This window comes from Micrococcus sp. iso_239, from assembly GCF_056173395.1.
Window position 1 is genome coordinate 1,518,944 of the sequence record NZ_CM149672.1, and the last position, 22,641, is coordinate 1,541,584.

The following is a 22,641-nucleotide window of genomic DNA, read 5'->3' on the forward strand; positions in this document are numbered from 1 at the left end:
TTGAAGGACACTTCAAGGAGACCTGGTTTCATGGCCGATACCGACGCCGTATGCGAAAGCGAGCTGCGTATCGCGACGCCGCATCGCGAGCTGCTCGACCAGGTGCTCGACAAGTGGTCACTCAGCGTGCTCAACGAACTGTGCGAGCGACCCTGTCGGTTCAACGAGTTACGGCGTGCGATTCCGGGAGTGACGCAGAAGTCCCTCACGGCGACGTTGCGTCGGCTGGAGCGAAACGGAGTCGTGCAACGCCGAGTCATCAGCACGCGGCCGGTGGCCGTCGAGTACGGGATCACCGCCTTGGGCAAAACGTTGCGCGGGCCGATTGACGCGCTCGTCGCCTGGGCAGATGAGCAACTGCCGAACATTGAACGCGCACGCATCGCCTTCGACGAAGACGAACAGTAGACGTCGGGACATCTTTCCCCTCGCGACCAAGCAAGAGCGCGGCTCAGCTCTCTGTCGGATGTTCAGGCTTTGCGCCTTCTCTGTCTCCCATGACGGCGTCCACCATGCCCATCGTCGCGTCGAACTGCGTCATGACCAGCGCCGCTGTGCTCGCGAAGCCGCACGCGAGAAGGATGAGCAGCGAGGGGACGAACTCAGTCGGATCGGGCACCCAGCCTCCCAATGTCCATGGCAGGACCATGGCGATGACGATGCCGGCGCTCGAGAGCCATTCGTTCACGAATAGAGCGCGTGAGGAGCCGGACCCGCCCCTCGCGAGGATACGACGTCCTGTTTCCACTGTCATCGCTACCAGGAGGATGCCGAGGACGATGAAGCTCAGCGCGCCCCAGAGCGGATCAAGCGACGCGAGCACGAGCGGAACAAGGAGCGGAATGGAGTAGGCGGTGAAGACCCAGCGGACCGACGAACGGAGATACCGGTCCGCAGCCTCCGACGCTGCGAGTCGGCGGTGCATCTCCGAGTCGATGTAGAAGAACACGCCCACGATGAACGTGCCGAGCATCGTTCCCGATACTCCGGCGAGCCCCAAGAGGAAGTCATCATCCGTACCTGACATCGTCTGCGTCCCTTCTTCCCTGGGCACCTGTGAAGCGGGCAATCCATGCGGTCGCAGGATTTCGTGCCAGATCGGCGAGGCTTCCTCGCTGCGTGATGCGCCCTGCCTCAAGGACGATCACCTCGTCAGCGAGCACCTCGACGTCTTCACGGTCATGTGTGACGAGGATCGTCGGACCGGCGAACTGGCGGAGACGCAGACCGAGGTCGGCACGCACTTCATCCCGGAACTCCACGTCCAGCGCCGCGAGCGGCTCGTCGAGGAGCAGTGCCTTCGGCTCGGATGCGAGGGCACGGGCTAGCGCTACACGCTGAGCTTGCCCGCCGGAGAGTGCACTGGGGTATCTCTCTGCCAGGTCCGCCATTCCGAAGCGAGACAGCCAGGGGTCTGCGCTGCGCCGGGCGGCGGACCAACGCCCACCGCGGACTTTGGCTGAGAAGGCGACGTTCTCGCGCACCGTGAGGTGAGGGAAGAGGAGCAGGTCTTGGAACATGACGCCGATCCTTCGCTGGTCAGCAGGAAGACCGGCCAGATCCTTGTCCCCCAGTCGAATCGTGCCGTGGGACTCGGTGAAGCCTGCGATCGCCGCGATGGCGCTGGACTTTCCGGCACCGTTCGGTCCGACGACGGCGAGCACACTTCCGGGATCCGCTTTCAGCTCCACGACTACGTCGAAGGCGGGGCGTGGGATACGTGCGGAGACGGTGAGCTCGAAGGTCATGCGGTGCCTGGCAGCCATCGGTCGCGGAGTGCGAGGAGCACACCCAGTGATACCGCGAGCAGGACGAGTGCGAGGGCGATCGCGGTGTCGGGGTCCGAGTTCATCGCGAGGTACGACGCGATCGGGAGTGTGCGCGTCACGCCGGGGAAGGAGCCGGCGAACGTGATAGTCGCGCCGAACTCGCCGAGCGCGCGGGCGAAGCACAGCACGGCGCCCGCGGCGATTCCAGGCGCGGTCAGCGGAACCGTCACGAGGCGGAAGATCTGCCACGGGCTGGCGCCCAGGGAGGCGGCGGCTAGTTCGCTGCGGCGGTCCGCTGATCGCAGCGCGCCTTCGACGGCGAAGACGAGGAAGGGCATCGCGACGAAGGTTTGCGCGAGCACAACGGCACCGGTGGTGAAAGGAATAGTGATGCCGACCTGCGTGAGCCATTGCCCGAGGATGCCTCGCCGTCCCAGCAGGAGAAGCAACGCAATGCCGCCGACAACGGGAGGCAGTACCAGCGGGATAGTGATCGCCGCCCGCAAGAGGCGGCGCGGCAGGACCTTCCAGTGAACGGAATGGCTCAGCAGGACGGCTAGCGGGATACCGAGGATGAGACTCAGGCCGGTAGATAACGTCGCCGTGAGTAACGAGAGCCCGAGCGCCTGCAGTACCTCTTGCCGAACGAAGAGTTCGCCCAGCTGGCCCCATGGTGCACGCAGGATGAGTCCGAGCAGCGGGAGAACGAGCAGCGCGAGACCGATCACCCCGAGGGCGAGGATGACCGGCTGCCGGCGTTCACGGGGCCGCGAAGCCTGCATGCTCGAAGACCTGACGTGCCTCATCGGAGCGGAGGTAGTCGATGAACGCCTGTCCTGCGTCGGGGTTCGGTGCCTCGGCAAGAAGGGCGACCGGATAGTTGTTGATCACCTGCTGCGCCTCAGGCACATCGATGCCTTCCACCGCGCTCCCTGCTGCGACGACGTCGGTCACGTAGACCAGTGCGGCGTCGGCCTCACCCAGAGAGACTTTCGTCAGTGCGGCACGCACGTCCTCCTCAAGTGTGTCCGGTTGGGCCTGAACACCAGCAAGGTCGAGCAGGGACTGCGCTGCGGCTCCACACGGCACCGCGGTGTCGCACAATGCGATTGTCAGCTCAGGCCGTGCGAAGTCGGCGAGACCGGTGATCCCTGCAGGGTTCCCGGCGGGAACCGCGATCTGCAGCGTGTTCGTGACGAGCACTTCCGGATCGGCGGCCAGGCCTGCGTCGACAACAGACTGCATCGTCGCCTCATTCGCTGAGAAGAACACGTCCACCGGGGCACCGGAGACGATCTGCTCGGCGAGCGCCGACGATCCGCCATAGCTGGCGACCACGTCGACATCTGCGTTCGCGTCCTCGAACCTCTCGGCGAGGACGTCGATCACGTCGGTCAAGGAGGCTGCGGCCAACACTGTCACCGTTCCGGAGGTCATGTCGTCCTTGCTTGCCCCGACATCCGATTCGTCGCTTCCCGTGCCGGGCGATGAGCATCCAGCGAGCAGAAGGAGCGCTGCGGCTGCCGCAAGGAGGGAGGGGGCACGCACGACAGGAACTCCTCTGAAAGACGGTCGGTCAGGCGAACGAAGTTGCCGACCTGTCTCAAGCCTCCCGTAGCCGAGGTCGTGAGAATGGCCTGCGACTGCTGGGCTTTGTCTGCTCTCTGCTGTCTCGCCGCTTCCGACCTCACCCGCTGGGACCGGCTCCCTAGCCTGAAGGCATGCCGGTCAATCCGCTCTCTCCGACCTTTCAGAGGCAGCGCGTCCTCACGGGCTTCGGCGTTCCCGCTCAGGAGCGTCTTTCGAGAGCGCATGTGCTCGTGATCGGCGCGGGTGGGCTGGCCAGCACCCTGTTGCCGGTCCTTGCTGCCGCAGGCGTCGGCAGCCTCACGATCGTCGATGACGACACTGTCGCCGAATCGAACCTGCACCGGCAGACGATGCACACGCCCGGCGACATCGGTCGCAGCAAAGCGGTCTCAGCCACCATAAGGCTCGCGTCGCTCGCTCCTGATGCTGAGCTCCGCGCCGTCGAGGGGCGTTTCGACGCCGTGACAGCCGAGGGTCTGCTGCACGGTGTGGACGTGCTCGTCGATGCCAGCGACAACCCGGCAACAGTGATGCTGGCAGACCGTGTTGCTGCCGAACGCGGCATTCCGCTCGTGTGGGGGTCAGCACTGGGGTACGCCGGCCAAGCAGGCGTGGCATGGGATGCCAGAGGCACCGACTACCGCGACTTGTTCCCGCATGGTCCGGACTCCAGTGCGGACACCTGCGACATGATCGGCGTGCTGCCGAGCGTATGCGCCGTCATCGGGGCGTTCATGGCGACCGAGGCACTCAAGCTCCTCACCGGCATCGGAGAGCCGTTGATCGGCCGGGTCGCCGCGTACGACGCACGCACCGGCCGCACCCGCGAGATCGCCTACCGGCGCGACGAGTCCGCCCGTGCCGCAGCGCAGAACATCGAGACCACTCCGCTGTCATCCGACGATCAGAACGCCGTCTCGCCCGAGGAACTGCGCGACCTGCTCACAGCTTCCTTCCCGCCGCTGCTGATCGACGTACGCGAACCGTGGGAGGCCGACATCGCAGCGATCCCGGGAAACGTGCTGATCCCCTTGACCGAACTCCCTCGCCGGGCACCAGAACTCGACACCGGTCACCCCATCGTGCTGTACTGCCACCGCGGCACACGCTCACGCCAAGCGCTCGATCAGCTCCTCCAACTCGGATTCTCCGATGTGCGGCACCTCACCGGAGGCATCGATGCCTGGGCTGTCCGCATCGACCCCACGGCGAGCAGGTACTGACATGCCCCGCACATCGGTCGCTGAGCACACGGCCCGAGTCCGCACCCTCCTGAACGCCGTGAGCCAGCGCCCCGTCGAGCAGGTCGCCCTGTCTGACGCGCTAGATCGGGTGCTTGCCCACCCCATACGGACTCCGATAGATCTGCCCCCGTTCCGGAACTCACAGATGGACGGCTTCGCCGTCCGTACGGTTGACCTCGCGCGGACGCCAAGCAGTCTGCCGCTGCGCGGTGCGATCCCCGCTGCTCCTGGCACACCTGGGCCGCTTCGCCCTGGCCATACCGTCCGGGTCATGACCGGTGCGCCGATCCCCGACGACGCCGATGCGGTCGTCCCTGTCGAACACGCCACCGTCCAGGGAACGACAGTGACGTTCACGCGGAAGCCGGACGTCGGAGAGTTCGTGCGTGAAGCCGGCTCTGACCTCGCGGTCGGTGAGCCTCTGTTGTCTGATGGATTCCGGCTCGCTCCTCGCCACCTGGCGGCGCTCGCAGCTGCGGGAGTGGCGTCCGTCCCCGTTCGCTCACAGGTACGTGTCGCAGTGATCTCGACCGGAAGCGAGCTGGCCGCTCCCGGTGAGCTTCTGGCTCCCGGCCAGATCTACGACGCCAACGGCCCCGCACTCGCCGCAGCGGTACGAACCGCCGACGCCCTCTTGGTCGATGAGCATCGTGTCGTCGATGACACGGCCGCGTTCGCGCGCGCTCTCGACGCGTCGTGTGCGGCGGGAGCCGAGATCTTGCTCACCAGCGGGGGCATCTCGGCAGGCAACTACGAAGTCGTGAGGGAGCTTCTGGAGCCGCTCGGGGCGCACGTCGATACTCTCGCGATGCAGCCGGGCGGCCCCCAAGCCACTGCCATCTACAAAGGCGTTCCCATGGTGTGCTTCCCAGGCAATCCCGTGTCCGCGCAGCTGTCGTTCATGCTCTTCATCGAGCCGGTCCTCCGTGAGGCAGCAGGACTGCACGCGCGACAGCCCGAGCCGCGGACCCTGGCCGAGCCCCTCACCTCTGTCGCCGGGAAACGGCAGTTCCGCCGTGGTGTGGGGTTGCCTGGAGGCCGGGTGGCACCGGTTGGCGGCCCTTCCTCGCACCTTGTCGCCGCCATGGCGGCATCCGACATGCTCATCGATGTCCCGATCGATGCCGTCACCCTCGACATCGGGACACGCGTGGAGACCTGGAATCTATGAACGAACTGCCGCACCTCGACGATCACGGCCGATCGCGGATGATCGACATCGGCGGGAAGGCGATCACTCGGCGCACGGCGATCGCGACCGGCCGCCTCGACACGACACCGGCGGTGCTGGAACTGCTCGCCGCCAACCAGCTGCGCAAAGCAGACGCGCTCCCGACAGCGCGGGTCGCGGGCATCCAGGGCGCCAAGCGCACCAGCGAACTTGTACCCCTCGCGCACACATTGCCCCTGGAGTCCGTCACCGTGGACTTCGAGCTCAGCACCTCATCGGTGGAGATCCGGGCCACGGTCGCAGCGACGGCGAAGACTGGGGCCGAGATGGAAGCCCTCACCGCCGTCGCCATCGCCGGTCTCGCTCTGCACGACATGATCAAGTCCGTCGATCCGGCCGCCGTGCTCGGAGACATCCACCTCATCGAGAAGACCGGAGGAAAGCGCGGGCACTGGGTTGCAGGCGCATCCGTGCCCGCAGACCACGGACAGGCGGTCGTGATCGTCTCCTCAACGAGCACCGCGGCCGGTACGCGCGAGGATCTCACCGGTCCGGCAATCGCAGGCTGGCTTCGCGACCACGGGTATCAGCCAGACGAGCCCGTCGTTGTCGCTGACGCGGATATCTATCAGGCGCTCACGGATGCTCTCACCAGCGAGCCGGTATTGATCGTCACGACCGGCGGCACCGGGGTGCATCCCGAGGACCGCACCCCCGAGGCGACGAGCGCGGTGATCGAGAGAGCACTTCCCGGCATCGCCGAGGCCATCCGTGCAGCGGGCCGCGCGGCGACGCCGACAGCCTCGCTCAGCAGGGCGCTTGCAGGGATCGCCGGACGCACGATCGTCATCAACCTGCCTGGATCGCCACGCGGCGTGGAAGACGGCCTCATCGCACTGGAGCCGCTCTTGCCACACCTGCACGACCAGCTGGCCGGCGGCGGACATGCCTGACCCGATCGGTTTCGTCACCGCTGCTCCGCTGGACAAGACGCAGCTGGAAACACGGATACGCAGTAGGAAGAACGGGGCGGTGGTCACCTTCGAAGGCATCGTGCGCGACCATGATCACGGAGAGGACGTCGGCTCTCTCGACTACGAGGCGCACCCCGACGCGGAACGAATCCTCATCGACGTGTGCACGAGGATCGCTCAAACCACGGACTGCGATGTCGTCGCCGCTCACCGCATCGGTCACCTCGAGATCGGCGACGTCGCACTGGTCACGGTCGTCGCCGCCCCGCACCGGGCAGAGGCGTTCGCCGTCTGCGGGAACCTCGTCGACGCGATCAAGGCAGAGGTTCCGATCTGGAAGCACCAGCACTTCACCGACGGCAGATCGGAGTGGGTGGGGTTGTAGATACACCGCACGACCTAGCGAACCCGCCGGGTGAACGATGGTGCAATCACCGAGGAAAGAGGCGCCAGATGACTGGCATTGAGACTGAAGCACACAACTTTCATGGCAACCGACTTCCCCCGTCAGAAGCCGCCCGCGTCGCACCCACCGATGCGGCCGCTCGGACCGTTCTTGCGAGCCTCTGATGTCGTTGCTGCGTGGTGGTGATGCGTTCCCCGCCCTCGAGCTGGTCGAGGTGGGAGGCACACGCCGAACGATCCCGGCCGTATTCGCCGGGCAGTACGGCGTGGTTCTCTTCTCTCGCGGGGCAGGCTGCCGGCCTTGCGTGGAGCAGCTGCGTGCGTTCCAGCGCGGCCTACGACGCTTGTCCGCCGCGGGTATCGCTGTCGTCGCGGTGACTGCGGACGAGGAGCCGATAACCGCGGAGCTCGTGGCGCGCTATGGGCTGACTTTTCCGATCGGACACAGCACCGATGTGGGGCAGATCGCGGCCGCGACCGGAGCGTTCGTCACCGTGGACCCGCCGCAGTTGCAGACGACCGGATTCGTGCTGGATCCCGATGGGACGGTCGTGATCAGCGTGTACTCCTGCGGAACGTTGGGACAACTCGTTCCCGACGATGTCCTCGAACTCATCCGGGAGTTGCCTCAGCATGCGGATGCGAATCGGAAGCGGGCAGACCGATGAAAACCATCGATGCCATCTCGAGAGCGCGGATGCAGACCGCTGCGAGAGCAGTCGGCAAGGATGTGCGCAACCAGAACAGGATGCAGACACATCCTCTCTTGATCGTTCCGCCGGAGAAGCGACGTTGACCTCGTCTCCGAACGCCTCAGGTGCCACTGGGACAGCCGTCTGGGAGGAGCTCGCTCAGGAGGTCCTCAGCAGAAACCCACGCGGCCGGATACTCGTCGCCATCGACGGCGTGGACGCTGCAGCCCGCATGCACTTCGCCGACGCCCTGGCGGCAGCGCTGCGTGCAGTGGGACGTCACGCGACTCGTCTCAGCGCGGCCCCGTTCACGGACGATGACGCCGTCCGAACCATACTGCGCATGTTCCGCCACAACGGACCTGAGAGCGAGCTCGCTGCCGCGCCTGAGGACAGGATGCTGATTGTCGACGGTTGGTCACTGCTGCGCTCTAGCCTGCGCTCGGCGTGGCACTTCACCGTCTTCCTCGACGGCGGTGAGCCGGCGCACCCAGACACCCATGAACGGCATCTCCGCTACATGCGCGAGGACATTCCACGCGAATCATCCGATGCCGTGTACGAGGTGAGCGACAGCATGCATCCCCAACGCTTGTACTTCGATTCCTGCTGAGACAAGGATCTGGGCAGCACCGCGGTCGTCTCACGTAAGAGGATGGCAGCGCAGGAGACGAATGCAGTTCACGACACGTGGACCCCCGCGGTGGATCGGACCTCAGCCGCTTGTGGTTTGGCTCAGCCGCCGGAGAACGGGGGCAGCACGTCCACCTGCGCGGAGACCGGTCGCGCGGGATCGCGTGAGGCGATGCCGTCGACGAGGAATGTCCCCTTTGCGATCACCGGCTCGAGTGCCGGGTGAGCTGTGAGGAGCGCGTCCTTCGCCTCTCCGAGGGTCGTCGCCTCGACGTGCTCTTCTTCGCAGCCAGCCGCTTCAGCGGCGGCTGCGAAGTATCGGACGAGTATGCGTGACATCGTCAGCCTCCGATCGCTCCCATGGAACGGGCCGGTCGACGAAAGCTCTTCTCTTCCATCCCGTGCCCAGCCTGTTTGTCCCACATCGTCGCCCGCCAGGCGTCGGCGATAGCGGCATCGTCTGCTCCACTTCGCAGCATCGTGCGCAGGTCTGTCTCGTCGTCTCCGAACAGACAGGAACGTACCGAGCCTTCGGCTGTCAGCCTGGTTCGGTCGCACGCGTCGCAGAAGCTGCGTGTGACGGACCCGATGATGCCGACGGTGGCCGGGCCTCCGTCGACGAGCCACTCCTCTGCGGGAGCGGACGGGTCTTCACGCCCGGCCGGGGTCAGCCGGTATCGGCGTCCGAGCACAGACAGAAGTTCTTCGGCGGAGACGAGGTGGTCTCTGCGCCATGTCTGATCTGCATCCAGCGGCATCTGTTCGATGAACCGCAACCGCACGCCGTTGGCAAGCGCCCACGCCAGCAGGTCGGGCGCATCCGCGAGGGTCTCGCGCAGCGCCACCGCGTTGATCTTGATCGGGCTGAGCCCTGCGTGCTGTGCCGCCTCGATCCCCCTGAGCACGGCAGGCAGGCGATCGCGTCGGGTGACAGCGGCGAAATGCTCGCGGTCGATCGTGTCCAGCGACACGTTGATCCGCGTCAGTCCAGCCTCCACAAGCTGCGGCGCCTTGCGGTCGAGGCCGATCCCATTGGTCGTCATCGACACCGGCAGGCCGGGCACGGCTGTCGTCGTCTGGCGCACGATCTCGACCAGATCAGGTCGCGTAAGCGGCTCGCCGCCGGTAAAGCGCACCTCACGGACTCCGAGATCGTGGACGGCTATGGTGACCAGACGCGCGATCTCTTCCGGAGTCAGCAACTCCCCGCGAGGGACGATGGGCAGGCCTTCCGCCGGCATGCAGTATGTGCAACGCAGTGAGCAGGCGCTTGTGATCGATACGCGCAGGTCTCGCGCGATGCGCCCGAACCTGTCCACGAGAAACGGTGTCTCGGGTCGGCCGACCGTCGAGCGCGCGCGATGGCGAACGGTCGGCATGCCGAGCGCAACAGGGCACATGGTCACAGACTTCTTCTCGATGCTTGCGGGGGGGGGGGCGAGGTCGCCCGGTGGGGCGTCCTGTTCCACAGTGTGGTCGGCACAGTGGCCCGTTTTCACGCCGGGGACTCATCACCTGCAGTCATGGGCAAGTTCCGCGCAGGACCAGGCGATCAGCGAGAGAGCTCCCGCAATATCGTCGGTGGTGTACAGCCAGAGAAGACGGAAGGGGCGATGTATGTCGTTCACTACTCGCGGATTCGCGGGACGCCGGCGTGGACCCGATGATCAGCTCCCTCCGGGACAGACGCTGTTCGACAACTGGCCGGTGCTCACCGCCGGTCCCACCCCCTATGTCGATACCGAGACGTGGGATTTCGCCATCCTCGATGAAACCGGTACCGAGCATCACTGGAACTGGGAGCAGTTCCTGGCGCTCGGTGCCGAGGACATCACGGTCGACATCCACTGCGTCACGCACTGGTCCAAGCTCGACATGGCCTGGCGCGGGGTGAGCCTGGACAAGCTGTTCGAGAACGTCGAGACATCCCATGACTACGTCATGGCGCACTCCTACGGCGGCTACACCACGAATGTGCCGCTTGAGGATCTCCTGGATGGCAAGGCCTGGATCGCGACCGAGGCCGAAGGCGCACCGCTCGACGCAGAACACGGCGGGCCGGCACGTCTCCTGATCCCGCATCTGTACTTCTGGAAGAGCGCGAAGTGGGTCCGGGCATTGACGATGATGCCGACGAACGACCCTGGGTTCTGGGAGCAGAGCGGCTATCACATCTACGGTGATCCGTGGAAGGAAGAACGCTACTGGTGATGGAGCAGACCCGGCTCGCTCCGCTTCGCCCCCGCGTGAGGCCGTCGTGGTTCGTCGCCACGGTTTCGGAGGTGCGTCCAGAGACGCCGACTGCGGTTCGGCTGGTGCTCGATGTCCCGGGGTGGCCGGGGAGCGAGGCGGGCAGCCATCTCGATCTGCGACTGACCGCTCCGGACGGCTACCAGGCGACACGTTCGTATTCGATCGCATCCTCCGAGACGGGCGGAACGATCGTCCTTGCGGTCGATGAGCTGCCCGATGGCGAGGTGTCTCCGTTCCTCGTCCGTGAACTGCGCGTCGGTGACCAGCTCGAGGTCCACGGACCGCTGGGATCGTTCTTCCTCTGGCGCCCGGGACAGAGCCAGCGCCCCGTGCAGCTCATCGCCGGCGGGTCAGGTGTCGTGCCCCTCTACGCGATGGCGGCGTCTCATGCGGCCGCATCCGATCCCGTTCCGTTCCGGCTGCTGTACTCGGTGCGCACCCCGGAGGACGTCTACTTCCACCAGGAGTTCCTCGAGCTGTCGGACGGGTCGTTCGCGATCGACCTCGTGTACACGCGACGAGCGCCAGCTGGGTGGCAAGATCCGGTCGGACGGCTCACAGAGTCGACTATCGCGGCGCGGACGCTCCCTCCGGAAGACCGCCCACGCATTTTCGTGTGCGGTTCGACAGGCTTCGTCGAAGCCGTCGCGCCGTGGCTCGTGAAGCTCGGCCATGCGCCGCAAGACATCCTCACCGAACGATTCGGAGGCCTATGATGACCAGCCACCTCGACGGGAACATCCTCGCCGGGACTCTCGCGGATTTTCTCGTGCCCGATGCAACGATGATCGAAGGACGGTGCGGAGGCTGCGGGCGCGTCGCGCCCCTTGGCGAGGCAATCGTGTATCCGGACGCCCCGGGGCTGGTCGTACGCTGCAAGACGTGCAGCCACGTGCTGGCGACGATCATCGACGCCGGTGAACGCCTCTTCCTCAGCTTCGCGGGGATGACCGCGTTCGCGATGAGGCGGGATCAGGCTGAGGAGTCGGTCTCAGTCGCGTAGGCCCTGAGCTGTGCGATAGCCATGTCGAGAGCGGCACGCATCGGATAAACATCTCGACTCGCCTTCGCCAGAAGATAACCTCCCTGCAGTGCCGATAGCAGCCCAATGGCAAGCGCTCGCGAGTCCGCATCGCTGCGCAACACGCTGCGTGTCTTCAGCCTCTCCACGGCATCGATCAGCATCTCCAGCCAATCATCGAAGTGGGCAGCGATCGCCCGGCGGGCATCCTCATTGTGGTCTGCGATCTCGTTCGCCAGAGACCCGAGCGGGCACCCGTACGCGCCGTCGCGTAGCGCGTTGCGTTCGACGAGTTCATCCCGCCACAGCTCGAACCCGCGTAGGGATTCCACGCGTCGAAGGCGCCGGCGCTGCTGCGTCAGGACGTCCTCCGCCCGGGTCTCGATGACTTCCTTCACGAGTGCGTCCTTGTCGGCGAAGTGCTGATAAACCTGAGACTTCGATGTCGCGCTGGCGGCTCGGACGTCGGCGAGGGTCGTCGCCGCAACGCCTCGCTCATACATCAACTGGTTCGCTGCGTCGACGATACGCGCCCTCGTTGCCGCCCCTTTCGGCGTCAACCGGCGCGCACTCGTTCCGTCGGCAGTCACGCCTCCAGGGTAGTCTCCTCCGTCCGCAGGACTCGAAGTCGTCCGTCACGCGATGCCAGCCCGGCCGGCCCAGTGAAGTCCAGCGGAGCGGGACGCTCGCATCTCACACCTTCACAATAATGGACCTCGGAGTCCTTATCCAAGTCGATCCGAAACACCTATGGCGATCCAAGCGTCCTGCTTTTCAGACCTGCTACACCTCTCGTCAATCGACGTCCCGCTCATACTTTGGTCTGGCGAGTCCTTTTCTGTCGTCGTAGGCTAGTGGTCATGATGTGCGGGAAGCCACGCGGCTCACGGATCTTCCGTGTGCGCGAGAAAGTCCGAGCCGAGGGCTCGGTGCGGCTGCCCACGCGCGCCCGTCGAGAACGTTGCGCGCTCCGCAGGAGAGGGGCGTTCGGTGGACCTGCCGGTCAAGCTCGGTGACGCGCAAGAGTTTCTGATGCTCGTTCCCTCGCCTCTTGCGGAGCGGGTGGCTGAGGACGAGCGCCTGGTCGTGGCGGCCTATCGGTTTCGTAGGGGCCTGGGCATCCGGGCTCGACGGGCGTTGGCCTCGCGTATCGAGCATGAGGTGACCGCCGCGCTGCACATCGTTCGGCCCGGAACGGTGGTGGTGGCGTTCGACGGTGCCGGCACGATGTCTCGGGCCCGAGTACACAGGTTGGCGACGGGCGTAGTCGGTGAGGTGAGCAGGAGCGCCACCAATCTCGTCGGCGCGGACACGACCGTGATTGGAGTCGTGGTGATGTCGCCGACCGAGCGAGATCTCGCCGCCGCGTGCGTGCGGCATGTCGCGGAGCAGCCACCGCACCGGGGCGACGGGCTCGTCTTTCACGCCAGCGACCTCCGCCGGGCGAACATCTATGAGCTGATCGAGGAAGCAGTCCTGTGACGACGGTCAGCTCTCCCCGTGGTCGCAGCGAGGACTACCTGTTAGTCATCTACCAGCGTCGGAACGCCTCGGTCCTGTCGCTGCAGGGGCGGGACACCGAGCTGACCCCCGGGAGCATCGTCGTTGTCCCCCGCTCGACGGTGGAGAGCGCGATGCCCACCGAGGATGCCGATCGCATGATTGTCGAGGTGCCGTTGGGTGTGGTGGGGTTGACGGCGGATCAGGTCGCTGAGGTCTCGGGTGTGGACCTGCAGGAGCGGACCTCGCTGGCGGCGCTGCTGCGGTCCGTGCTCGGGGGCGTGATGGACTCCGAACTCAGCCTTCGCGACGAGGTGGACGTGTTCGCGCCCGTCGCCGACCTGCTGAAAGTCACCCTGCTCAGCGCCCTCACTCCCGACCGCGCCACGACCCGGTATCCGCTGGCCGAGCAGATCGTCACCTACGTGCTCGACAACCTCACCGACCCCGGTCTCGGAGCCGCCCGGATCGCGAAGGACCTGCACGTGTCCGAGCGTCTGCTCTACGCAGAGATGTCCCGCGCGGACATCAGGCTCGCGCAGCTGATCCGGTCCCAGCGCCTGCGTCGCGTCCGCGACGCCCTGACCGCACCGGCCACCATCGACGTCCCCATCGGCATCCTCGCCCAACAGCACGGATTCGTCTCCGCCAGCCACTTCAGCCGCATCTTCCGCGAAGAATTCGGCACCACACCCCGCCAATGGCGCAACAACACCACACCACCGGGACCGTGAGGTCACCGCTCGCGCGTCAAGCCTTCGTTGCGACCTTCCCGCGCGATCAGGTCACGGGACGCGCTGTCGTCGGCACGGACCTGATGGGCGGTCTCAAGCACTTCGTCGATGTCGCTGTCGGGGATGACGACGGCTCCCGATGAGTCGCAGAAGATGTACTGGCCCGGATAGATGCCCACTCCTTCGATGACGACGGGAATATTTGCCTGAAACGGCGTGACCACTGCTCCACCCCAGGCGACGGCCTCTCCCGAGCACCATGCGGCGAACGGTTCCGCGGCCAGTTCGTCGAAGTCGCGAAGGCGTCCGTCAGTTAGGACGCCGGCGAGGCCGACGTTGGTCGCACGGGAGAGCTTCGTTCCACCGGCGAGAGACGTCGAGCTGTGGCCGTTGCTGGCCATCACGAGGACCGTGTTGCCGGGATTGGCTGGTGATCCGTCGACGGCCTGGTGGAACAGCCGTCCGAAGGTGTATTCCTCCGGGTCAAGTATGGCGTGGCAGGTCGGGAAGAAGGAGATCGTCGCGACGCGCCCGAACAGGATGCGTTCGGGTGCCGGGCTGACGAGCCCGGTGATATGGGCGCGGTGACGGTGCTTCCGGCCGAGCGCATCGGTCAGGTCTGCGCATGTGAGGACTGCGGCTGACGCTGCGCGACGTCGCTCCACCGCGTTGTCTTCATCTTCGTTCACGGTCGTTCCGCATCATTCCTCCGTCACTGATGACGCGGGGGCGTGCCACCGGCTCAGCGGTGGCACGCCCCCACGTGGACATGGTCGAACGGAAGCCTCGGTCGCCTGGATGCGGCGGGGCAGGACCCAGCCGGCACGAGGGTAGTGGCAGTTGTAGCCGTTCGGATACCGCTGGAGGTAGTCCTGGTGCTCAGGCTCGGCCTCCCAGAACGGGCCGGCGGGCTCGATCGTGGTGACAGCCGATCCTGGCCACAGACCGGAGGCATCGACGTCGGCGATCGTCTCCTTGGCGACCTGCTCCTGCTCGGGGGTGAGCGGGAAGATCGCCGACCGGTAGCTGGTGCCGATGTCGTTGCCCTGACGGTTCAGGGTCGACGGGTCGTGGATCTGGAAGAAGAACGCCAGGATGTCCCGGTACGTCGTCTTCGATGGGTCGAAGACGATCTCCACGGCCTCGGCGTGGCCGGGGTGGTTGCGGTAGGTGGCGTGATCGTTCTGCCCGCCGGTGTATCCGGCGCGGGTGCTGATCACGCCCGGCTGCTTGCGGATGAGCTCGTCCACGCCCCAGAAGCAGCCGCCGGCCAGGACGGCCGTCTCGGTGCCGGGTGTGCGGGTGACCTCTCCGGTGTCGTGAATTCCACTGGTCATGATGCGTGCTCCTTCGTGGTCGTGGTGGTGGTCTCGAACAGTGAGCGGAACTCTCCATACCCCTCGGCCTCCAGGTCGGAGACGGGGATGAACCGCAGCGCGGCGGAGTTCATGCAGTAGCGCAGGCCGCCGGCGTTCGCGGGGCCGTCGTCGAAGACGTGCCCGAGGTGGCTGTCCGCCCCGGTAGAGCGGACCTCGGTGCGGGGCATCCAGAGGGATCGGTCCGTCTTCGTGTGAACGGCGTCAGCGACGACCGGCTTGGTGAAGCTGGGCCATCCGGTTCCGCTGTCGTACTTGTCGGTGGATGAGAACAGCGGCTGTCCGGAGACGACGTCCACGTACAGGCCGTCCTCGTGGTTGTCCCAGTACTCGTTGCGGAAGGCCGGCTCGGTGCCGTCCTTCTGGGTGACGCGGTACTGCTGGTCGTTGAGGCGGCTCAGGGCCTCAGAAGTCTTGCTGTAGTCGTGCGACACGATGTCCTCCTTGTTCGGCGCCGCTGGCTGCGGCGTCACTGTTGATAACGCCGGGGTGACGCGGTTTGGTCCCGTGAGCCTGGGAGTGGGCTGTGACTTCAAGAATCCTCCTGTTGTTGTTCCGGGCTATGAGGTATGGCCTTCGGTGAAGCCCCATGTCGTACCTGACTGGCTGTCGTTGAGCACGATCCCGGCGGCGTCGAGTTCGTCACGGATACGGTCTGCAGTGCGGAAGTCTCCGGCCGCACGTGCCTGGGCTCGCTGGTCGAGCGCCTGTGCGATCAGGGCCTCCAGTGCGCGCTCGGCGCGCGGGGGTGTGGCCGTTGATTCGTCCCACGGGCTGTCGCGCGGGTTGATGCCGAGGACGTCAGTCATGGCGAGCACCGCATCCAGCGTGTCGGCACCGGTCCGCGCGTCGTGCTGGGCGAGGGCGGTGTTGCCCCGCCTGACTTCGTCATGGAGGACCGCGAGTGCCATGGGGATGTTGAGGTCGTCATCCAAGGCGTTTCGGAATGCGACCGGCAGCATGTCCGCGTCCGCCGCGCGCCTCGAGTGGTTGGCGCTCCGGGTGATGAAGTCTTCGATCCTGCGCATCGCCGCCGCGGCGGATCGCAGGGCGGAGTCGGTCAGTTCCAGGTTCGACCGATAGTGGGCCGATCCGAGGTAGTAGCGCAGGTCGAGAGGACGCATGTGCTGCAGTAGCTCGTCGAGGGGTGTCGCGTTGCCGAGGGATTTGCTGATCTTGTCGCCGCCGGACGTGACCCAGCCGTTGTGCATCCAGTAGCGCGCGAATCCGTATCCGGCGGCACGGGACTGCGCCTGTTCGTTCTCATGATGAGGAAAGCGCAGGTCGAGCCCGCCACCGTGGATGTCGAAGCTCTCTCCCAGGTAGCGGAGAATCATTGTCGAACAGCTCAGATGCCATCCGGGGCGTCCCGGCCCGTAAGGCGAAGCCCATGCCGCAGGAGCAACGATCTCCTCGCTGGCCCCCGCGTCCGGGGGAGCCGACTTCCAGAGCGCGAAGTCGCGAGGGTCACGTTTCTCTGTTGCCTGATCGGTATGTTCGTCTCCGCGGAGAGTGCCGTGCTCCTGTGAGGTCAAAGACCCGTAGCCGGGCCATGATGAGACGTCGAAGTAGACGTCCCCCGCTTCCCCTCCCGCTCGGTACGCGTGGCCCCGGGCGATCAGCCGGTCGATGAAGGTAAGCATCTCGGCGGTGTGCCCTGTCGCGCGCGGCTCGATCGTCGGCGGCAAGATACCGATCTTGCGATAAGCGTCGGCGAACGCCCTCTCATGACGAGCCGCCCACGCCCACCATGGAACGCCCGCCGTCTGGCTCGCGGCAAGAATCTTGTCGTCCAGGTCGGTGATGTTTCGCACCAGGGTCACGTCGAGCTCGTGGCCGATCTGGAGCCATCGTCGCAGCTGGTCGAAGACCACTGCGGATCGGAGATGACCGACGTGCGGCGGAGCCTGAACAGTCGGACCGCACAGATAGATGCCGACGTGGCCCGGTCGCAGGGGCGCGAACGTGCGTAGCGATGACGTTCCACTATCGAAGAGCCGTAACGTCATCGATCAGCCCATCTCACGGGTGCGCTGCTCTCGGAGCGCACGGAGGTGGACGGCGGCCCAGGAGCGGAAGGGGCGCCAGCGTTCCGCGACCTCCTCGAGCACCGAGTCGGGCCCGTACTGGTAGGAGATCTCGGCGTAGAGGCGGCGTTCCGCGCGCGGAAGGATGTCCTGGGCGTTGGCGCCGCGGATAAGGATGAGGTCCGTGGCGAACGGGCCGATGCCTGTCACCGTGAGCAGGTCGCGGCGAGCCGATTCTTCGGGCATCGTTCGGAGCCGAGGACCGTTGAGCAGCCCGGTGAGTGCGGCCTTTGCGACAGCTCGGAGATACTCTGGCTTCCGACCGGGTAGGTCTAGGGCGTGTCTGAGAATAGATGCACGAGTCAGCTGAGACCCTGGGGACATGTCCCGGTTCCAGATGCTCTCTGACACCCAATGGGAGTTGATCGCCCCGATGCTCCCGACCCGGACCGGCCGCGCCGGCAGGCCGTTCGCCGACGCCCGCACCATGGTGGAGGCGATCATCTACCGGTACCGGTGCGGAATCGCTTGGAGGGATCTGCCCGAGGTCTACGGGCCCTGGCAGACCGTGTGGACCTGGCATCGGCGCTTGGCCGAAGAAGGCACATGGGACACGGTGCTGGCCACGCTGACCGCCGCCGCTGACGCCGAAGGCCTGATCGATTGGTCGGTCTCGGTGGACTCCACGATCGCCCGCGCCCACCAGCACGCGACGAACATCACCCGCCACACAGGGGGATGGATCGAACTACAAGAATCCGCATGAGGAACCGGCCGATCACGGCATCGGGCGCTCCCGTGGCGGGCTGAGCACGAAGATCCATCAGCTCGTGGACGGGACCGGGCTGCCGCTGGTCAGCCTGATCACCCCCGGCCAGGCAGGGGACTCCCCGATGCTGCTTCCTCTTTTGGAGCAGCTGCGCGTGACCCGGCCAGTAGGGCGGCCCCGGACCCGCCCTGCGGCGGTGCTGGGCGACAAGGCGTACTCCTCCCGGGCGATCCGCACCCACCTACGCGCCCGTGGGATCAAAGCGGTCATCCCCGAACCAGCCGACCAGCAGGGCCACCGCAGACGGCGCGGTGCCCGCGGCGGGCGCCCCATTGGCCTCGACGCGGCCGCCTACAAGGGCCGCAATGTCATCGAGCGTCAGTACGCGCACCTGAAGCAGTGGCGGGGTCTGGCGACCCGGTATGACAAGTACGCGATCATCTACAGGGCCGCTGTGGTCCTGAATGCTGTGCTCGCATGGTCAAAACGATTGTCAGACATGCCCTAGTTCTTCGGCGTCGATGGCGCGGATGAGCGCATCGGGCGCGGGAAACACCCCGTCGTTGCCGTGCGCGACGATAAGGTCGCGGCGGAGTCGGGCAGCGACCGGGACGCGGGTGCGCTGCGACAAGACGCACCAGGCTGCGGCTTCGTACGGGGAATGGAAGCCGCACGGGCGATATCCGGGGAGCGCCCTTTGGGCGGTGGCGACGATCGGGTCGCGATCGCCGACGGCCGGCCATTCCCGCGCGTCCACATCGAGAGAGAGGAAGCGCCGCACCTGCTCGGCGGCTGCGGTCAGATCGCCCGGGCCGGACAGACCGATCTGGGCGCTCTCCCCGCTCTGGGTGACGTGGGCGGATACGGACGTCCAGTCGTGCTCGCTCACAAAGCGTGCGGAGAGGACGTCCGGGTCGCCGCCGGACTCGATCGCGGTAGGGGTGAACTCTTCCCAGAACCGCTTGCTGGTGCGCAACGACCACGGCCCGAGCACTGGGACCGAGAGGGTGTGCTGCGCCATGGTGGTGTTAGGCGCGGGCGTGGATGGTGACGACGTAGCCGTCGGGGTCTCGGAACGAGAACTGCAGGCCGAACGGCCCCTCGACCGGTTCCTGCACGATCGCCACTCCCGCGTCGACGAGTCGTGCGTGCACGCGTTCCGCGTCATCGTTGCGGAACCAGACGCCGATGCCGGCGCCGAGCTGAGGGATCGCGTCGAGATCCACGCCCGGGAACGGGTCGCGGACGGCGAACGCGGTTCCTTCTGCGGAGAAGACGGTCGCTGCCGGGTTCGAGTCTGGGAGCCGTGTGAGTCCGACGAGCTTGTCGTAGAACTCCGCGGAGACGGCGCGGTCCCGCACCTGGAAAGAGATGAAGCCCGGGCCGGTGGTTGTTGCTGCCATGAGCAAGCTCCTGTTCTGTTCAATAACGCCAGTGTCAATATCCTGACACTCAGTGGAGTGTGTGTCAAACTATTGACATGGATGCATTGGACCGGAGCCCGGAGTCGTTGGGGGTGTTGATCAAGGAGACGCAGTCGCTCCTGAACCAGCGAATGGACGATCGGCTTCGCCCGCTCGCGCTGAGTGTGCCGCAGTACGCGTGCTTGACCGCCTTGCAGGACACGCCAGGTATCACGAGCTCCGAGCTCGCCCGACGCGCGTTCGTGTCCCGTCAGTCGATGAACGTGCTGCTCCAGGGACTGGAGAAGCGGGGGCTGGTGACCCGCTCGAGTGATCCTGGACCCCGGCGAGAACGGAGCGTGGTGCTGAACGACGCCGCAGAGCTCCTCCTCGAACGCGCGCATGAGGAAGTGTCCTCGGTTGTTCAACGCATGACGATGGAGGTCGAGCTGGTGGAGCGCGCCCGTCTTTACGAGCTTCTGGCCCGTTGCCGAGACGCCCTGCTCATTCCTTGACAGCATTGTCAGGCCCGGGGAGCTGGTACCGGCCGACGGCTGTGTAGGAGCCGCGGCGGAAGCGCAGACCAGTGATCCGCTCATCTTCGACGAGCCAGCGCAGTTCGTAGCACGCTCGGTAGTCCGGCGGCCAGAAGGAGCAGAACTGCCCCTCTGCATCCACGTACCACTCCCCCAACGTGGGTCTTCCGTTCTCGACATACACGGTCTTGCCGTTCTCGGCGAATGCCTGCGTCGCCCCGTCCTCGTACAGGATCGATGCGGCCGTCAGCGCGCGAGGGATATCCGATGCTCGAACTTCCTCCGCGTCAACGACGGCGAGATCAGACAGCGGCTCGTTCATCCGTACGTCTCCTCTGGTCTGATCTGCTGCGGGAGATCCAGTCGACTCTCGTCCTGGATCTCATCGGGGCGAGGTGTGGTGTTGTTGCGCCATTGGCGGGGTGTGGTGCCGAATTCTTCGCGGAAGATGCGGCTGAAGTGGCTGGCGGAGACGAACCCGTGCTGTTGGGCGAGGATGCCGATGGGGACGTCGATGGTGGCCGGTGCGGTCAGGGCGTCGCGGACGCGACGCAGGCGCTGGGACTGGATCAGCTGCGCGAGCCTGATGTCCGCGCGGGACATCTCTGCGTAGAGCAGACGCTCGGACACGTGCAGGTCCTTCGCGATCCGGGCGGCTCCGAGACCGGGGTCGGTGAGGTTGTCGAGCACGTAGGTGACGATCTGCTCGGCCAGCGGATACCGGGTCGTGGCGCGGTCGGGAGTGAGGGCGCTGAGCAGGGTGACTTTCAGCAGGTCGGCGACGGGCGCGAACACGTCCACCTCGTCGCGAAGGCTGAGTTCGGAGTCCATCACGCCCCCGAGCACGGACCGCAGCAGCGCCGCCAGCGAGGTCCGCTCCTGCAGGTCCACACCCGAGACCTCAGCGACCTGATCCGCCGTCAACCCCACCACACCCAACGGCAGTCGGAAGAAGTCCCCGATGACTCCTTCGTCGAAGGCGTGGACGTAGGGGCTCGTGCTCGGGTAAACGACGATGCTGCCCGGGGTCATCACGGTCTGGTCATCGCCACGGCGCAGCATCGACCGGTTGCCGCGCTGGAAGACCACGAACAATGACTCGTCGTCGTCCGACATGATCATCCGCTGGGGACGCATAGCGAGGGCAGCCAGCGAGGGCACCGTCTTGACGGACAACGCTCTCAGCTGCCCGATGTCTTGGTAGGACACGTTCACATGCGCCTCGCGGCCCTGCGGGTCGAGAGTCAGGTCCGTCTGGACGAGGTTCTCGCAGAGCATCGTGCGGATCGTCTCCACGCGGTCACGTGGATCGATGCTGCGCGAGTCCCATGTCTGCTGCATCATTACAGCCTCCGCCGGTCTTCCGGGCTTCCCCGGTCTGATTCCAGACTATTGCCGGTCATAGTCGCCCTCGTCGATGACGACATGGATAGCCGCTTCTTCGGCGGAGGCGGCACCGTTGTCGATGCCGATGTCGGAGGCCCAGAAGTCGGAGGATGGGTCTGGGTTGCCGGGTTCGGTCCAGATCAGCCGTCCAGCGCGTACCGATCCGACCTGGTCGTCAAGGATCTCGCCGTCCGTGCCGATGATGTCGCCGATCCCGTCGCCCATCGGCTCTTCGGGTTCGTACTCCGGCACCTCACGCGCCAAGCGAGCCGCCAGCGGCTCCCGGGCACGTGCTTCGCGTGCAGTGAATCCCCACGACAGTTCGGATGACCGCCGCTCCGGTGGAGAGTATCCCGGGCCGTCGTCATCGGAGTCTTCGCCGAGAAGATCCGAGTCCAGGCTCTCATCCGGCGGAAGCAGATCGAACTCGATGTCCTGCCCACTGAACGATCCGTCAGTCATGATGGGTTCCCTTTCTTTCCCCTGACGCCTGGTCTCTCGGCGTCGCGAGCAGACTCTTCACCACCGGGCGATACCACCGGCACGGAGCCTTGTGCGAGCTTCAGCCTCGTCCACACGTTCATGTTGATGACGACGGCTGCGATCTCCGCGATCTCACGCTCATCGAAGAACACCGTCAGCCCTTGATGCATCTCATCGAAGTGCTCGTGCTCGTAACGTGTCAGCGCTTCGCAGTACGCCAGTGCGAGTGCTTCGGAACCGGAGAACATCGTGCTCTGCCGCCAACTCGCCAGGTGCGCCACCATCGCCGCGCCGATTCCTACTTCCACGGCGATACGCGTGTGCAGGATCAGGCAGTACGAGCACGGATTGATCTGAGCAACCCGCAATCGGAGAAGGGCAGCGAGGCGATCACCGATCGACAACTTCGCCGTGTACCCGAACCCCGCAGCCATCTGCTTCGCAAGTTCGTGGAAGTCAGAGAGATCCGGGTCAAAGCGCACATTCTCGAAATCGATCTGCTCTGATATCACGATCTCTCCTCACCGTAGGGCACGGTTCGCTGGCTTGCCGGAGTTCCGACGCCTCCTCCGACGGTAGATCCGCTTCTCTGCCCTGTGTGGCCTGCCCCTGCAGAGAGCTGTCTTCTCCCTGCAACCGCCCGCTCCGCTTCCGAACGCCGCAGGTCGCAGACAT

32 protein-coding genes are annotated in these 22,641 nt (G+C 65.7%); 14 read left to right on the plus strand and 18 right to left on the minus strand.

The genetic code is table 11. The annotated features are described in order from the left end of the window. Positions 1–30: 30 nt before the first annotated feature. The gene (locus AC0VX2_RS06985) at positions 31–408 is read left to right on the plus strand and encodes a winged helix-turn-helix transcriptional regulator (RefSeq protein ID WP_020622155.1); all 378 of its coding nucleotides are present in this window, start codon (positions 31–33) and stop codon (positions 406–408) included. A gap of 43 nt (positions 409–451) precedes the next feature. Here AC0VX2_RS06985 and AC0VX2_RS06990 read toward each other — a convergent pair whose 3' ends face one another. The 4 genes from AC0VX2_RS06990 to modA are packed head-to-tail and all read right to left on the minus strand — an operon-like array spanning position 452 to position 3,206. Next, positions 452–1,027, minus strand: coding sequence for a hypothetical protein (locus AC0VX2_RS06990; protein WP_024357654.1), 576 nt, complete (start codon positions 1,025–1,027; stop codon positions 452–454). Then, positions 1,011–1,748, minus strand: a complete 738-nt coding sequence (locus AC0VX2_RS06995; protein WP_020622153.1) for an ABC transporter ATP-binding protein — start codon at positions 1,746–1,748, stop codon at positions 1,011–1,013. Before AC0VX2_RS06995 ends, AC0VX2_RS06990 begins: the two co-directional genes overlap by 17 nt. Next, complete coding sequence (locus AC0VX2_RS07000) at positions 1,745–2,551, minus strand: ABC transporter permease (protein ID WP_020622152.1); 807 nt, start codon at positions 2,549–2,551, stop codon at positions 1,745–1,747. The genes AC0VX2_RS06995 and AC0VX2_RS07000 overlap by 4 nt, the downstream gene beginning before the upstream one ends. Next, positions 2,529–3,206 (minus strand): molybdate ABC transporter substrate-binding protein, encoded by a 678-nt coding sequence (modA, locus tag AC0VX2_RS07005; protein ID WP_020622151.1) that lies wholly within the window; start codon positions 3,204–3,206, stop codon positions 2,529–2,531. Before modA ends, AC0VX2_RS07000 begins: the two co-directional genes overlap by 23 nt. A gap of 284 nt (positions 3,207–3,490) precedes the next feature. Between modA and AC0VX2_RS07010 the strand changes: the two genes are divergently transcribed. The 6 genes from AC0VX2_RS07010 to AC0VX2_RS07035 all read left to right on the plus strand — a co-directional run bounded on the left by AC0VX2_RS07010 (position 3,491) and on the right by AC0VX2_RS07035 (position 8,458). Then, entirely contained in the window at positions 3,491–4,582 is a 1,092-nt protein-coding gene (locus tag AC0VX2_RS07010; protein WP_070709080.1) for a ThiF family adenylyltransferase, read from the plus strand. A 1-nt stretch (position 4,583) separates the two neighbouring features. Next, the gene (locus AC0VX2_RS07015) at positions 4,584–5,774 is read left to right on the plus strand and encodes a molybdopterin molybdotransferase MoeA (protein WP_043282517.1); all 1,191 of its coding nucleotides are present in this window, start codon (positions 4,584–4,586) and stop codon (positions 5,772–5,774) included. Further along, positions 5,771–6,727, plus strand: a complete 957-nt coding sequence (gene moaCB, locus AC0VX2_RS07020; protein WP_043282516.1) for a bifunctional molybdenum cofactor biosynthesis protein MoaC/MoaB — start codon at positions 5,771–5,773, stop codon at positions 6,725–6,727. Before AC0VX2_RS07015 ends, moaCB begins: the two co-directional genes overlap by 4 nt. Continuing rightward, positions 6,720–7,133: a molybdenum cofactor biosynthesis protein MoaE gene (locus tag AC0VX2_RS07025; RefSeq protein ID WP_020628091.1), complete on the plus strand. Its 414-nt coding sequence runs from the start codon at positions 6,720–6,722 to the stop codon at positions 7,131–7,133. Before moaCB ends, AC0VX2_RS07025 begins: the two co-directional genes overlap by 8 nt. A 184-nt stretch (positions 7,134–7,317) precedes the next feature. Beyond that, a complete protein-coding gene (locus AC0VX2_RS07030; protein WP_020624684.1) occupies positions 7,318–7,821 on the plus strand; it encodes a redoxin domain-containing protein in 504 nt (167 codons plus the stop codon). A 367-nt stretch (positions 7,822–8,188) separates the two neighbouring features. Continuing rightward, positions 8,189–8,458: a nucleoside/nucleotide kinase family protein gene (locus AC0VX2_RS07035; protein WP_136940210.1), complete on the plus strand. Its 270-nt coding sequence runs from the start codon at positions 8,189–8,191 to the stop codon at positions 8,456–8,458. A 122-nt stretch (positions 8,459–8,580) separates the two neighbouring features. On the opposite strand, the gene AC0VX2_RS07040 is transcribed toward AC0VX2_RS07035, so the two are convergent. Continuing rightward, a complete protein-coding gene (locus AC0VX2_RS07040; RefSeq protein WP_020625377.1) occupies positions 8,581–8,817 on the minus strand; it encodes a MoaD/ThiS family protein in 237 nt (78 codons plus the stop codon). Between the two features lie 2 nt (positions 8,818–8,819). Beyond that, positions 8,820–9,878, minus strand: a complete 1,059-nt coding sequence (gene moaA / locus AC0VX2_RS07045; RefSeq protein ID WP_043279905.1) for a GTP 3',8-cyclase MoaA — start codon at positions 9,876–9,878, stop codon at positions 8,820–8,822. Positions 9,879–10,095: 217 nt separating this feature from the next. Here moaA and AC0VX2_RS07050 point away from each other — a divergent pair, with 217 nt between their 5' ends. The 3 genes from AC0VX2_RS07050 to AC0VX2_RS07060 are packed head-to-tail and all read left to right on the plus strand — an operon-like array spanning position 10,096 to position 11,734. Beyond that, entirely contained in the window at positions 10,096–10,689 is a 594-nt protein-coding gene (locus AC0VX2_RS07050) for a molybdopterin-dependent oxidoreductase (protein ID WP_067115756.1), read from the plus strand. After that, positions 10,689–11,447 (plus strand): ferredoxin reductase, encoded by a 759-nt coding sequence (locus AC0VX2_RS07055; RefSeq protein ID WP_043279907.1) that lies wholly within the window; start codon positions 10,689–10,691, stop codon positions 11,445–11,447. The genes AC0VX2_RS07050 and AC0VX2_RS07055 overlap by 1 nt, the downstream gene beginning before the upstream one ends. After that, positions 11,444–11,734 carry a DUF6510 family protein gene (locus tag AC0VX2_RS07060; protein WP_020625381.1) on the plus strand — a complete coding sequence of 97 codons (291 nt, stop codon included), beginning with the start codon at positions 11,444–11,446 and terminating at the stop codon, positions 11,732–11,734. The genes AC0VX2_RS07055 and AC0VX2_RS07060 overlap by 4 nt, the downstream gene beginning before the upstream one ends. Here AC0VX2_RS07060 and AC0VX2_RS07065 read toward each other — a convergent pair. After that, complete coding sequence (locus tag AC0VX2_RS07065) at positions 11,704–12,342, minus strand: TetR/AcrR family transcriptional regulator (RefSeq protein WP_043279902.1); 639 nt, start codon at positions 12,340–12,342, stop codon at positions 11,704–11,706. The genes AC0VX2_RS07060 and AC0VX2_RS07065 overlap by 31 nt on opposite strands. 400 nt (positions 12,343–12,742) lie before the next feature. Here AC0VX2_RS07065 and AC0VX2_RS07070 point away from each other — a divergent pair, with 400 nt between their 5' ends. Together AC0VX2_RS07070 and AC0VX2_RS07075 are read left to right on the plus strand one after the other, a co-directional pair. Further along, entirely contained in the window at positions 12,743–13,234 is a 492-nt protein-coding gene (locus tag AC0VX2_RS07070) for a hypothetical protein (RefSeq protein WP_020625383.1), read from the plus strand. Then, on the plus strand, positions 13,231–13,986 hold the full coding sequence (locus tag AC0VX2_RS07075; protein WP_101966172.1) for a helix-turn-helix domain-containing protein: 756 nt from the start codon (positions 13,231–13,233) through the stop codon (positions 13,984–13,986). Before AC0VX2_RS07070 ends, AC0VX2_RS07075 begins: the two co-directional genes overlap by 4 nt. Before the next feature lie 2 nt (positions 13,987–13,988). Here the strand turns inward: AC0VX2_RS07075 and AC0VX2_RS07080 are convergent, their stop codons facing one another. The 5 genes from AC0VX2_RS07080 to AC0VX2_RS07100 form a co-directional block, all read right to left on the minus strand. Beyond that, a complete protein-coding gene (locus AC0VX2_RS07080; protein ID WP_240739669.1) occupies positions 13,989–14,675 on the minus strand; it encodes an RraA family protein in 687 nt (228 codons plus the stop codon). A gap of 12 nt (positions 14,676–14,687) precedes the next feature. Further along, positions 14,688–15,323: a peptide-methionine (S)-S-oxide reductase MsrA gene (gene msrA, locus AC0VX2_RS07085; protein WP_475432457.1), complete on the minus strand. Its 636-nt coding sequence runs from the start codon at positions 15,321–15,323 to the stop codon at positions 14,688–14,690. After that, the gene (gene msrB, locus AC0VX2_RS07090; RefSeq protein ID WP_020625393.1) at positions 15,320–15,796 is read right to left on the minus strand and encodes a peptide-methionine (R)-S-oxide reductase MsrB; all 477 of its coding nucleotides are present in this window, start codon (positions 15,794–15,796) and stop codon (positions 15,320–15,322) included. The genes msrA and msrB overlap by 4 nt, the downstream gene beginning before the upstream one ends. A 126-nt stretch (positions 15,797–15,922) precedes the next feature. After that, positions 15,923–17,371 carry a cysteine--tRNA ligase gene (gene cysS / locus AC0VX2_RS07095; RefSeq protein ID WP_070708717.1) on the minus strand — a complete coding sequence of 483 codons (1,449 nt, stop codon included), beginning with the start codon at positions 17,369–17,371 and terminating at the stop codon, positions 15,923–15,925. A gap of 3 nt (positions 17,372–17,374) precedes the next feature. Next, positions 17,375–17,635, minus strand: coding sequence for a DNA glycosylase family protein (locus AC0VX2_RS07100; RefSeq protein WP_400395609.1), 261 nt, complete (start codon positions 17,633–17,635; stop codon positions 17,375–17,377). 136 nt (positions 17,636–17,771) lie between these two features. Here AC0VX2_RS07100 and AC0VX2_RS07105 point away from each other — a divergent pair. Next, positions 17,772–18,666 (plus strand): IS5 family transposase gene (locus AC0VX2_RS07105; protein WP_475432459.1). Its coding sequence is split into 2 segments (ribosomal slippage): positions 17,772–18,128 and positions 18,130–18,666, totalling 894 coding nucleotides; the frame shifts between segments, so codons are not numbered across the junction. Here AC0VX2_RS07105 and AC0VX2_RS07110 read toward each other — a convergent pair. Together AC0VX2_RS07110 and AC0VX2_RS07115 are read right to left on the minus strand one after the other, a co-directional pair. Next, entirely contained in the window at positions 18,652–19,179 is a 528-nt protein-coding gene (locus AC0VX2_RS07110; RefSeq protein WP_400395647.1) for a DNA glycosylase family protein, read from the minus strand. The two genes, AC0VX2_RS07105 and AC0VX2_RS07110, sit on opposite strands and share 15 nt — an antisense overlap. Before the next feature lie 7 nt (positions 19,180–19,186). Continuing rightward, entirely contained in the window at positions 19,187–19,561 is a 375-nt protein-coding gene (locus AC0VX2_RS07115) for a VOC family protein (protein WP_020621642.1), read from the minus strand. 77 nt (positions 19,562–19,638) lie between these two features. Between AC0VX2_RS07115 and AC0VX2_RS07120 the strand changes: the two genes are divergently transcribed. Next, positions 19,639–20,076, plus strand: coding sequence for a MarR family winged helix-turn-helix transcriptional regulator (locus tag AC0VX2_RS07120; protein ID WP_020621643.1), 438 nt, complete (start codon positions 19,639–19,641; stop codon positions 20,074–20,076). Here AC0VX2_RS07120 and AC0VX2_RS07125 read toward each other — a convergent pair. From AC0VX2_RS07125 to AC0VX2_RS07140, 4 genes are read right to left on the minus strand one after another with little or no spacing between them, the layout of a single operon-like run. After that, positions 20,066–20,419 carry a hypothetical protein gene (locus AC0VX2_RS07125; RefSeq protein ID WP_070708719.1) on the minus strand — a complete coding sequence of 118 codons (354 nt, stop codon included), beginning with the start codon at positions 20,417–20,419 and terminating at the stop codon, positions 20,066–20,068. The genes AC0VX2_RS07120 and AC0VX2_RS07125 overlap by 11 nt on opposite strands. Beyond that, on the minus strand, positions 20,416–21,441 hold the full coding sequence (locus AC0VX2_RS07130) for a helix-turn-helix domain-containing protein (protein WP_101966225.1): 1,026 nt from the start codon (positions 21,439–21,441) through the stop codon (positions 20,416–20,418). Before AC0VX2_RS07130 ends, AC0VX2_RS07125 begins: the two co-directional genes overlap by 4 nt. A 45-nt stretch (positions 21,442–21,486) precedes the next feature. After that, on the minus strand, positions 21,487–21,945 hold the full coding sequence (locus AC0VX2_RS07135; RefSeq protein ID WP_020627589.1) for a DUF5709 domain-containing protein: 459 nt from the start codon (positions 21,943–21,945) through the stop codon (positions 21,487–21,489). Then, the gene (locus AC0VX2_RS07140) at positions 21,942–22,478 is read right to left on the minus strand and encodes a carboxymuconolactone decarboxylase family protein (RefSeq protein ID WP_020627590.1); all 537 of its coding nucleotides are present in this window, start codon (positions 22,476–22,478) and stop codon (positions 21,942–21,944) included. The genes AC0VX2_RS07135 and AC0VX2_RS07140 overlap by 4 nt, the downstream gene beginning before the upstream one ends. Between the last annotated feature and the right edge of the window lie 163 nt (positions 22,479–22,641).

What these genes read in the sequence shown, in the direction of transcription:
- AC0VX2_RS06985 (WP_020622155.1), top strand. Translation starts at nt 31, where the DNA reads ATGGCCGATACCGACGCCGTATGCGAAAGCGAGCTGCGTATCGCGACG.
- AC0VX2_RS06990 (WP_024357654.1), bottom strand. Translation starts at nt 1,027, where the DNA reads ATGTCAGGTACGGATGATGACTTCCTCTTGGGGCTCGCCGGAGTATCG.
- AC0VX2_RS06995 (WP_020622153.1), bottom strand. Translation starts at nt 1,748, where the DNA reads ATGACCTTCGAGCTCACCGTCTCCGCACGTATCCCACGCCCCGCCTTC.
- AC0VX2_RS07000 (WP_020622152.1), bottom strand. Translation starts at nt 2,551, where the DNA reads ATGCAGGCTTCGCGGCCCCGTGAACGCCGGCAGCCGGTCATCCTCGCC.
- modA (WP_020622151.1), bottom strand. Translation starts at nt 3,206, where the DNA reads ATGACCTCCGGAACGGTGACAGTGTTGGCCGCAGCCTCCTTGACCGAC.
- AC0VX2_RS07010 (WP_070709080.1), top strand. Translation starts at nt 3,491, where the DNA reads ATGCCGGTCAATCCGCTCTCTCCGACCTTTCAGAGGCAGCGCGTCCTC.
- AC0VX2_RS07015 (WP_043282517.1), top strand. Translation starts at nt 4,584, where the DNA reads ATGCCCCGCACATCGGTCGCTGAGCACACGGCCCGAGTCCGCACCCTC.
- moaCB (WP_043282516.1), top strand. Translation starts at nt 5,771, where the DNA reads ATGAACGAACTGCCGCACCTCGACGATCACGGCCGATCGCGGATGATC.
- AC0VX2_RS07025 (WP_020628091.1), top strand. Translation starts at nt 6,720, where the DNA reads ATGCCTGACCCGATCGGTTTCGTCACCGCTGCTCCGCTGGACAAGACG.
- AC0VX2_RS07030 (WP_020624684.1), top strand. Translation starts at nt 7,318, where the DNA reads ATGTCGTTGCTGCGTGGTGGTGATGCGTTCCCCGCCCTCGAGCTGGTC.
- AC0VX2_RS07035 (WP_136940210.1), top strand. Translation starts at nt 8,189, where the DNA reads ATGTTCCGCCACAACGGACCTGAGAGCGAGCTCGCTGCCGCGCCTGAG.
- AC0VX2_RS07040 (WP_020625377.1), bottom strand. Translation starts at nt 8,817, where the DNA reads ATGTCACGCATACTCGTCCGATACTTCGCAGCCGCCGCTGAAGCGGCT.
- moaA (WP_043279905.1), bottom strand. Translation starts at nt 9,878, where the DNA reads ATGTGCCCTGTTGCGCTCGGCATGCCGACCGTTCGCCATCGCGCGCGC.
- AC0VX2_RS07050 (WP_067115756.1), top strand. Translation starts at nt 10,096, where the DNA reads ATGTCGTTCACTACTCGCGGATTCGCGGGACGCCGGCGTGGACCCGAT.
- AC0VX2_RS07055 (WP_043279907.1), top strand. Translation starts at nt 10,689, where the DNA reads ATGGAGCAGACCCGGCTCGCTCCGCTTCGCCCCCGCGTGAGGCCGTCG.
- AC0VX2_RS07060 (WP_020625381.1), top strand. Translation starts at nt 11,444, where the DNA reads ATGATGACCAGCCACCTCGACGGGAACATCCTCGCCGGGACTCTCGCG.
- msrA (WP_475432457.1), bottom strand. Translation starts at nt 15,323, where the DNA reads ATGACCAGTGGAATTCACGACACCGGAGAGGTCACCCGCACACCCGGC.
- cysS (WP_070708717.1), bottom strand. Translation starts at nt 17,371, where the DNA reads ATGACGTTACGGCTCTTCGATAGTGGAACGTCATCGCTACGCACGTTC.
- AC0VX2_RS07100 (WP_400395609.1), bottom strand. Translation starts at nt 17,635, where the DNA reads ATGCCCGAAGAATCGGCTCGCCGCGACCTGCTCACGGTGACAGGCATC.
- AC0VX2_RS07110 (WP_400395647.1), bottom strand. Translation starts at nt 19,179, where the DNA reads ATGGCGCAGCACACCCTCTCGGTCCCAGTGCTCGGGCCGTGGTCGTTG.
- AC0VX2_RS07115 (WP_020621642.1), bottom strand. Translation starts at nt 19,561, where the DNA reads ATGGCAGCAACAACCACCGGCCCGGGCTTCATCTCTTTCCAGGTGCGG.
- AC0VX2_RS07120 (WP_020621643.1), top strand. Translation starts at nt 19,639, where the DNA reads ATGGATGCATTGGACCGGAGCCCGGAGTCGTTGGGGGTGTTGATCAAG.
- AC0VX2_RS07125 (WP_070708719.1), bottom strand. Translation starts at nt 20,419, where the DNA reads ATGAACGAGCCGCTGTCTGATCTCGCCGTCGTTGACGCGGAGGAAGTT.
- AC0VX2_RS07130 (WP_101966225.1), bottom strand. Translation starts at nt 21,441, where the DNA reads ATGATGCAGCAGACATGGGACTCGCGCAGCATCGATCCACGTGACCGC.
- AC0VX2_RS07135 (WP_020627589.1), bottom strand. Translation starts at nt 21,945, where the DNA reads ATGACTGACGGATCGTTCAGTGGGCAGGACATCGAGTTCGATCTGCTT.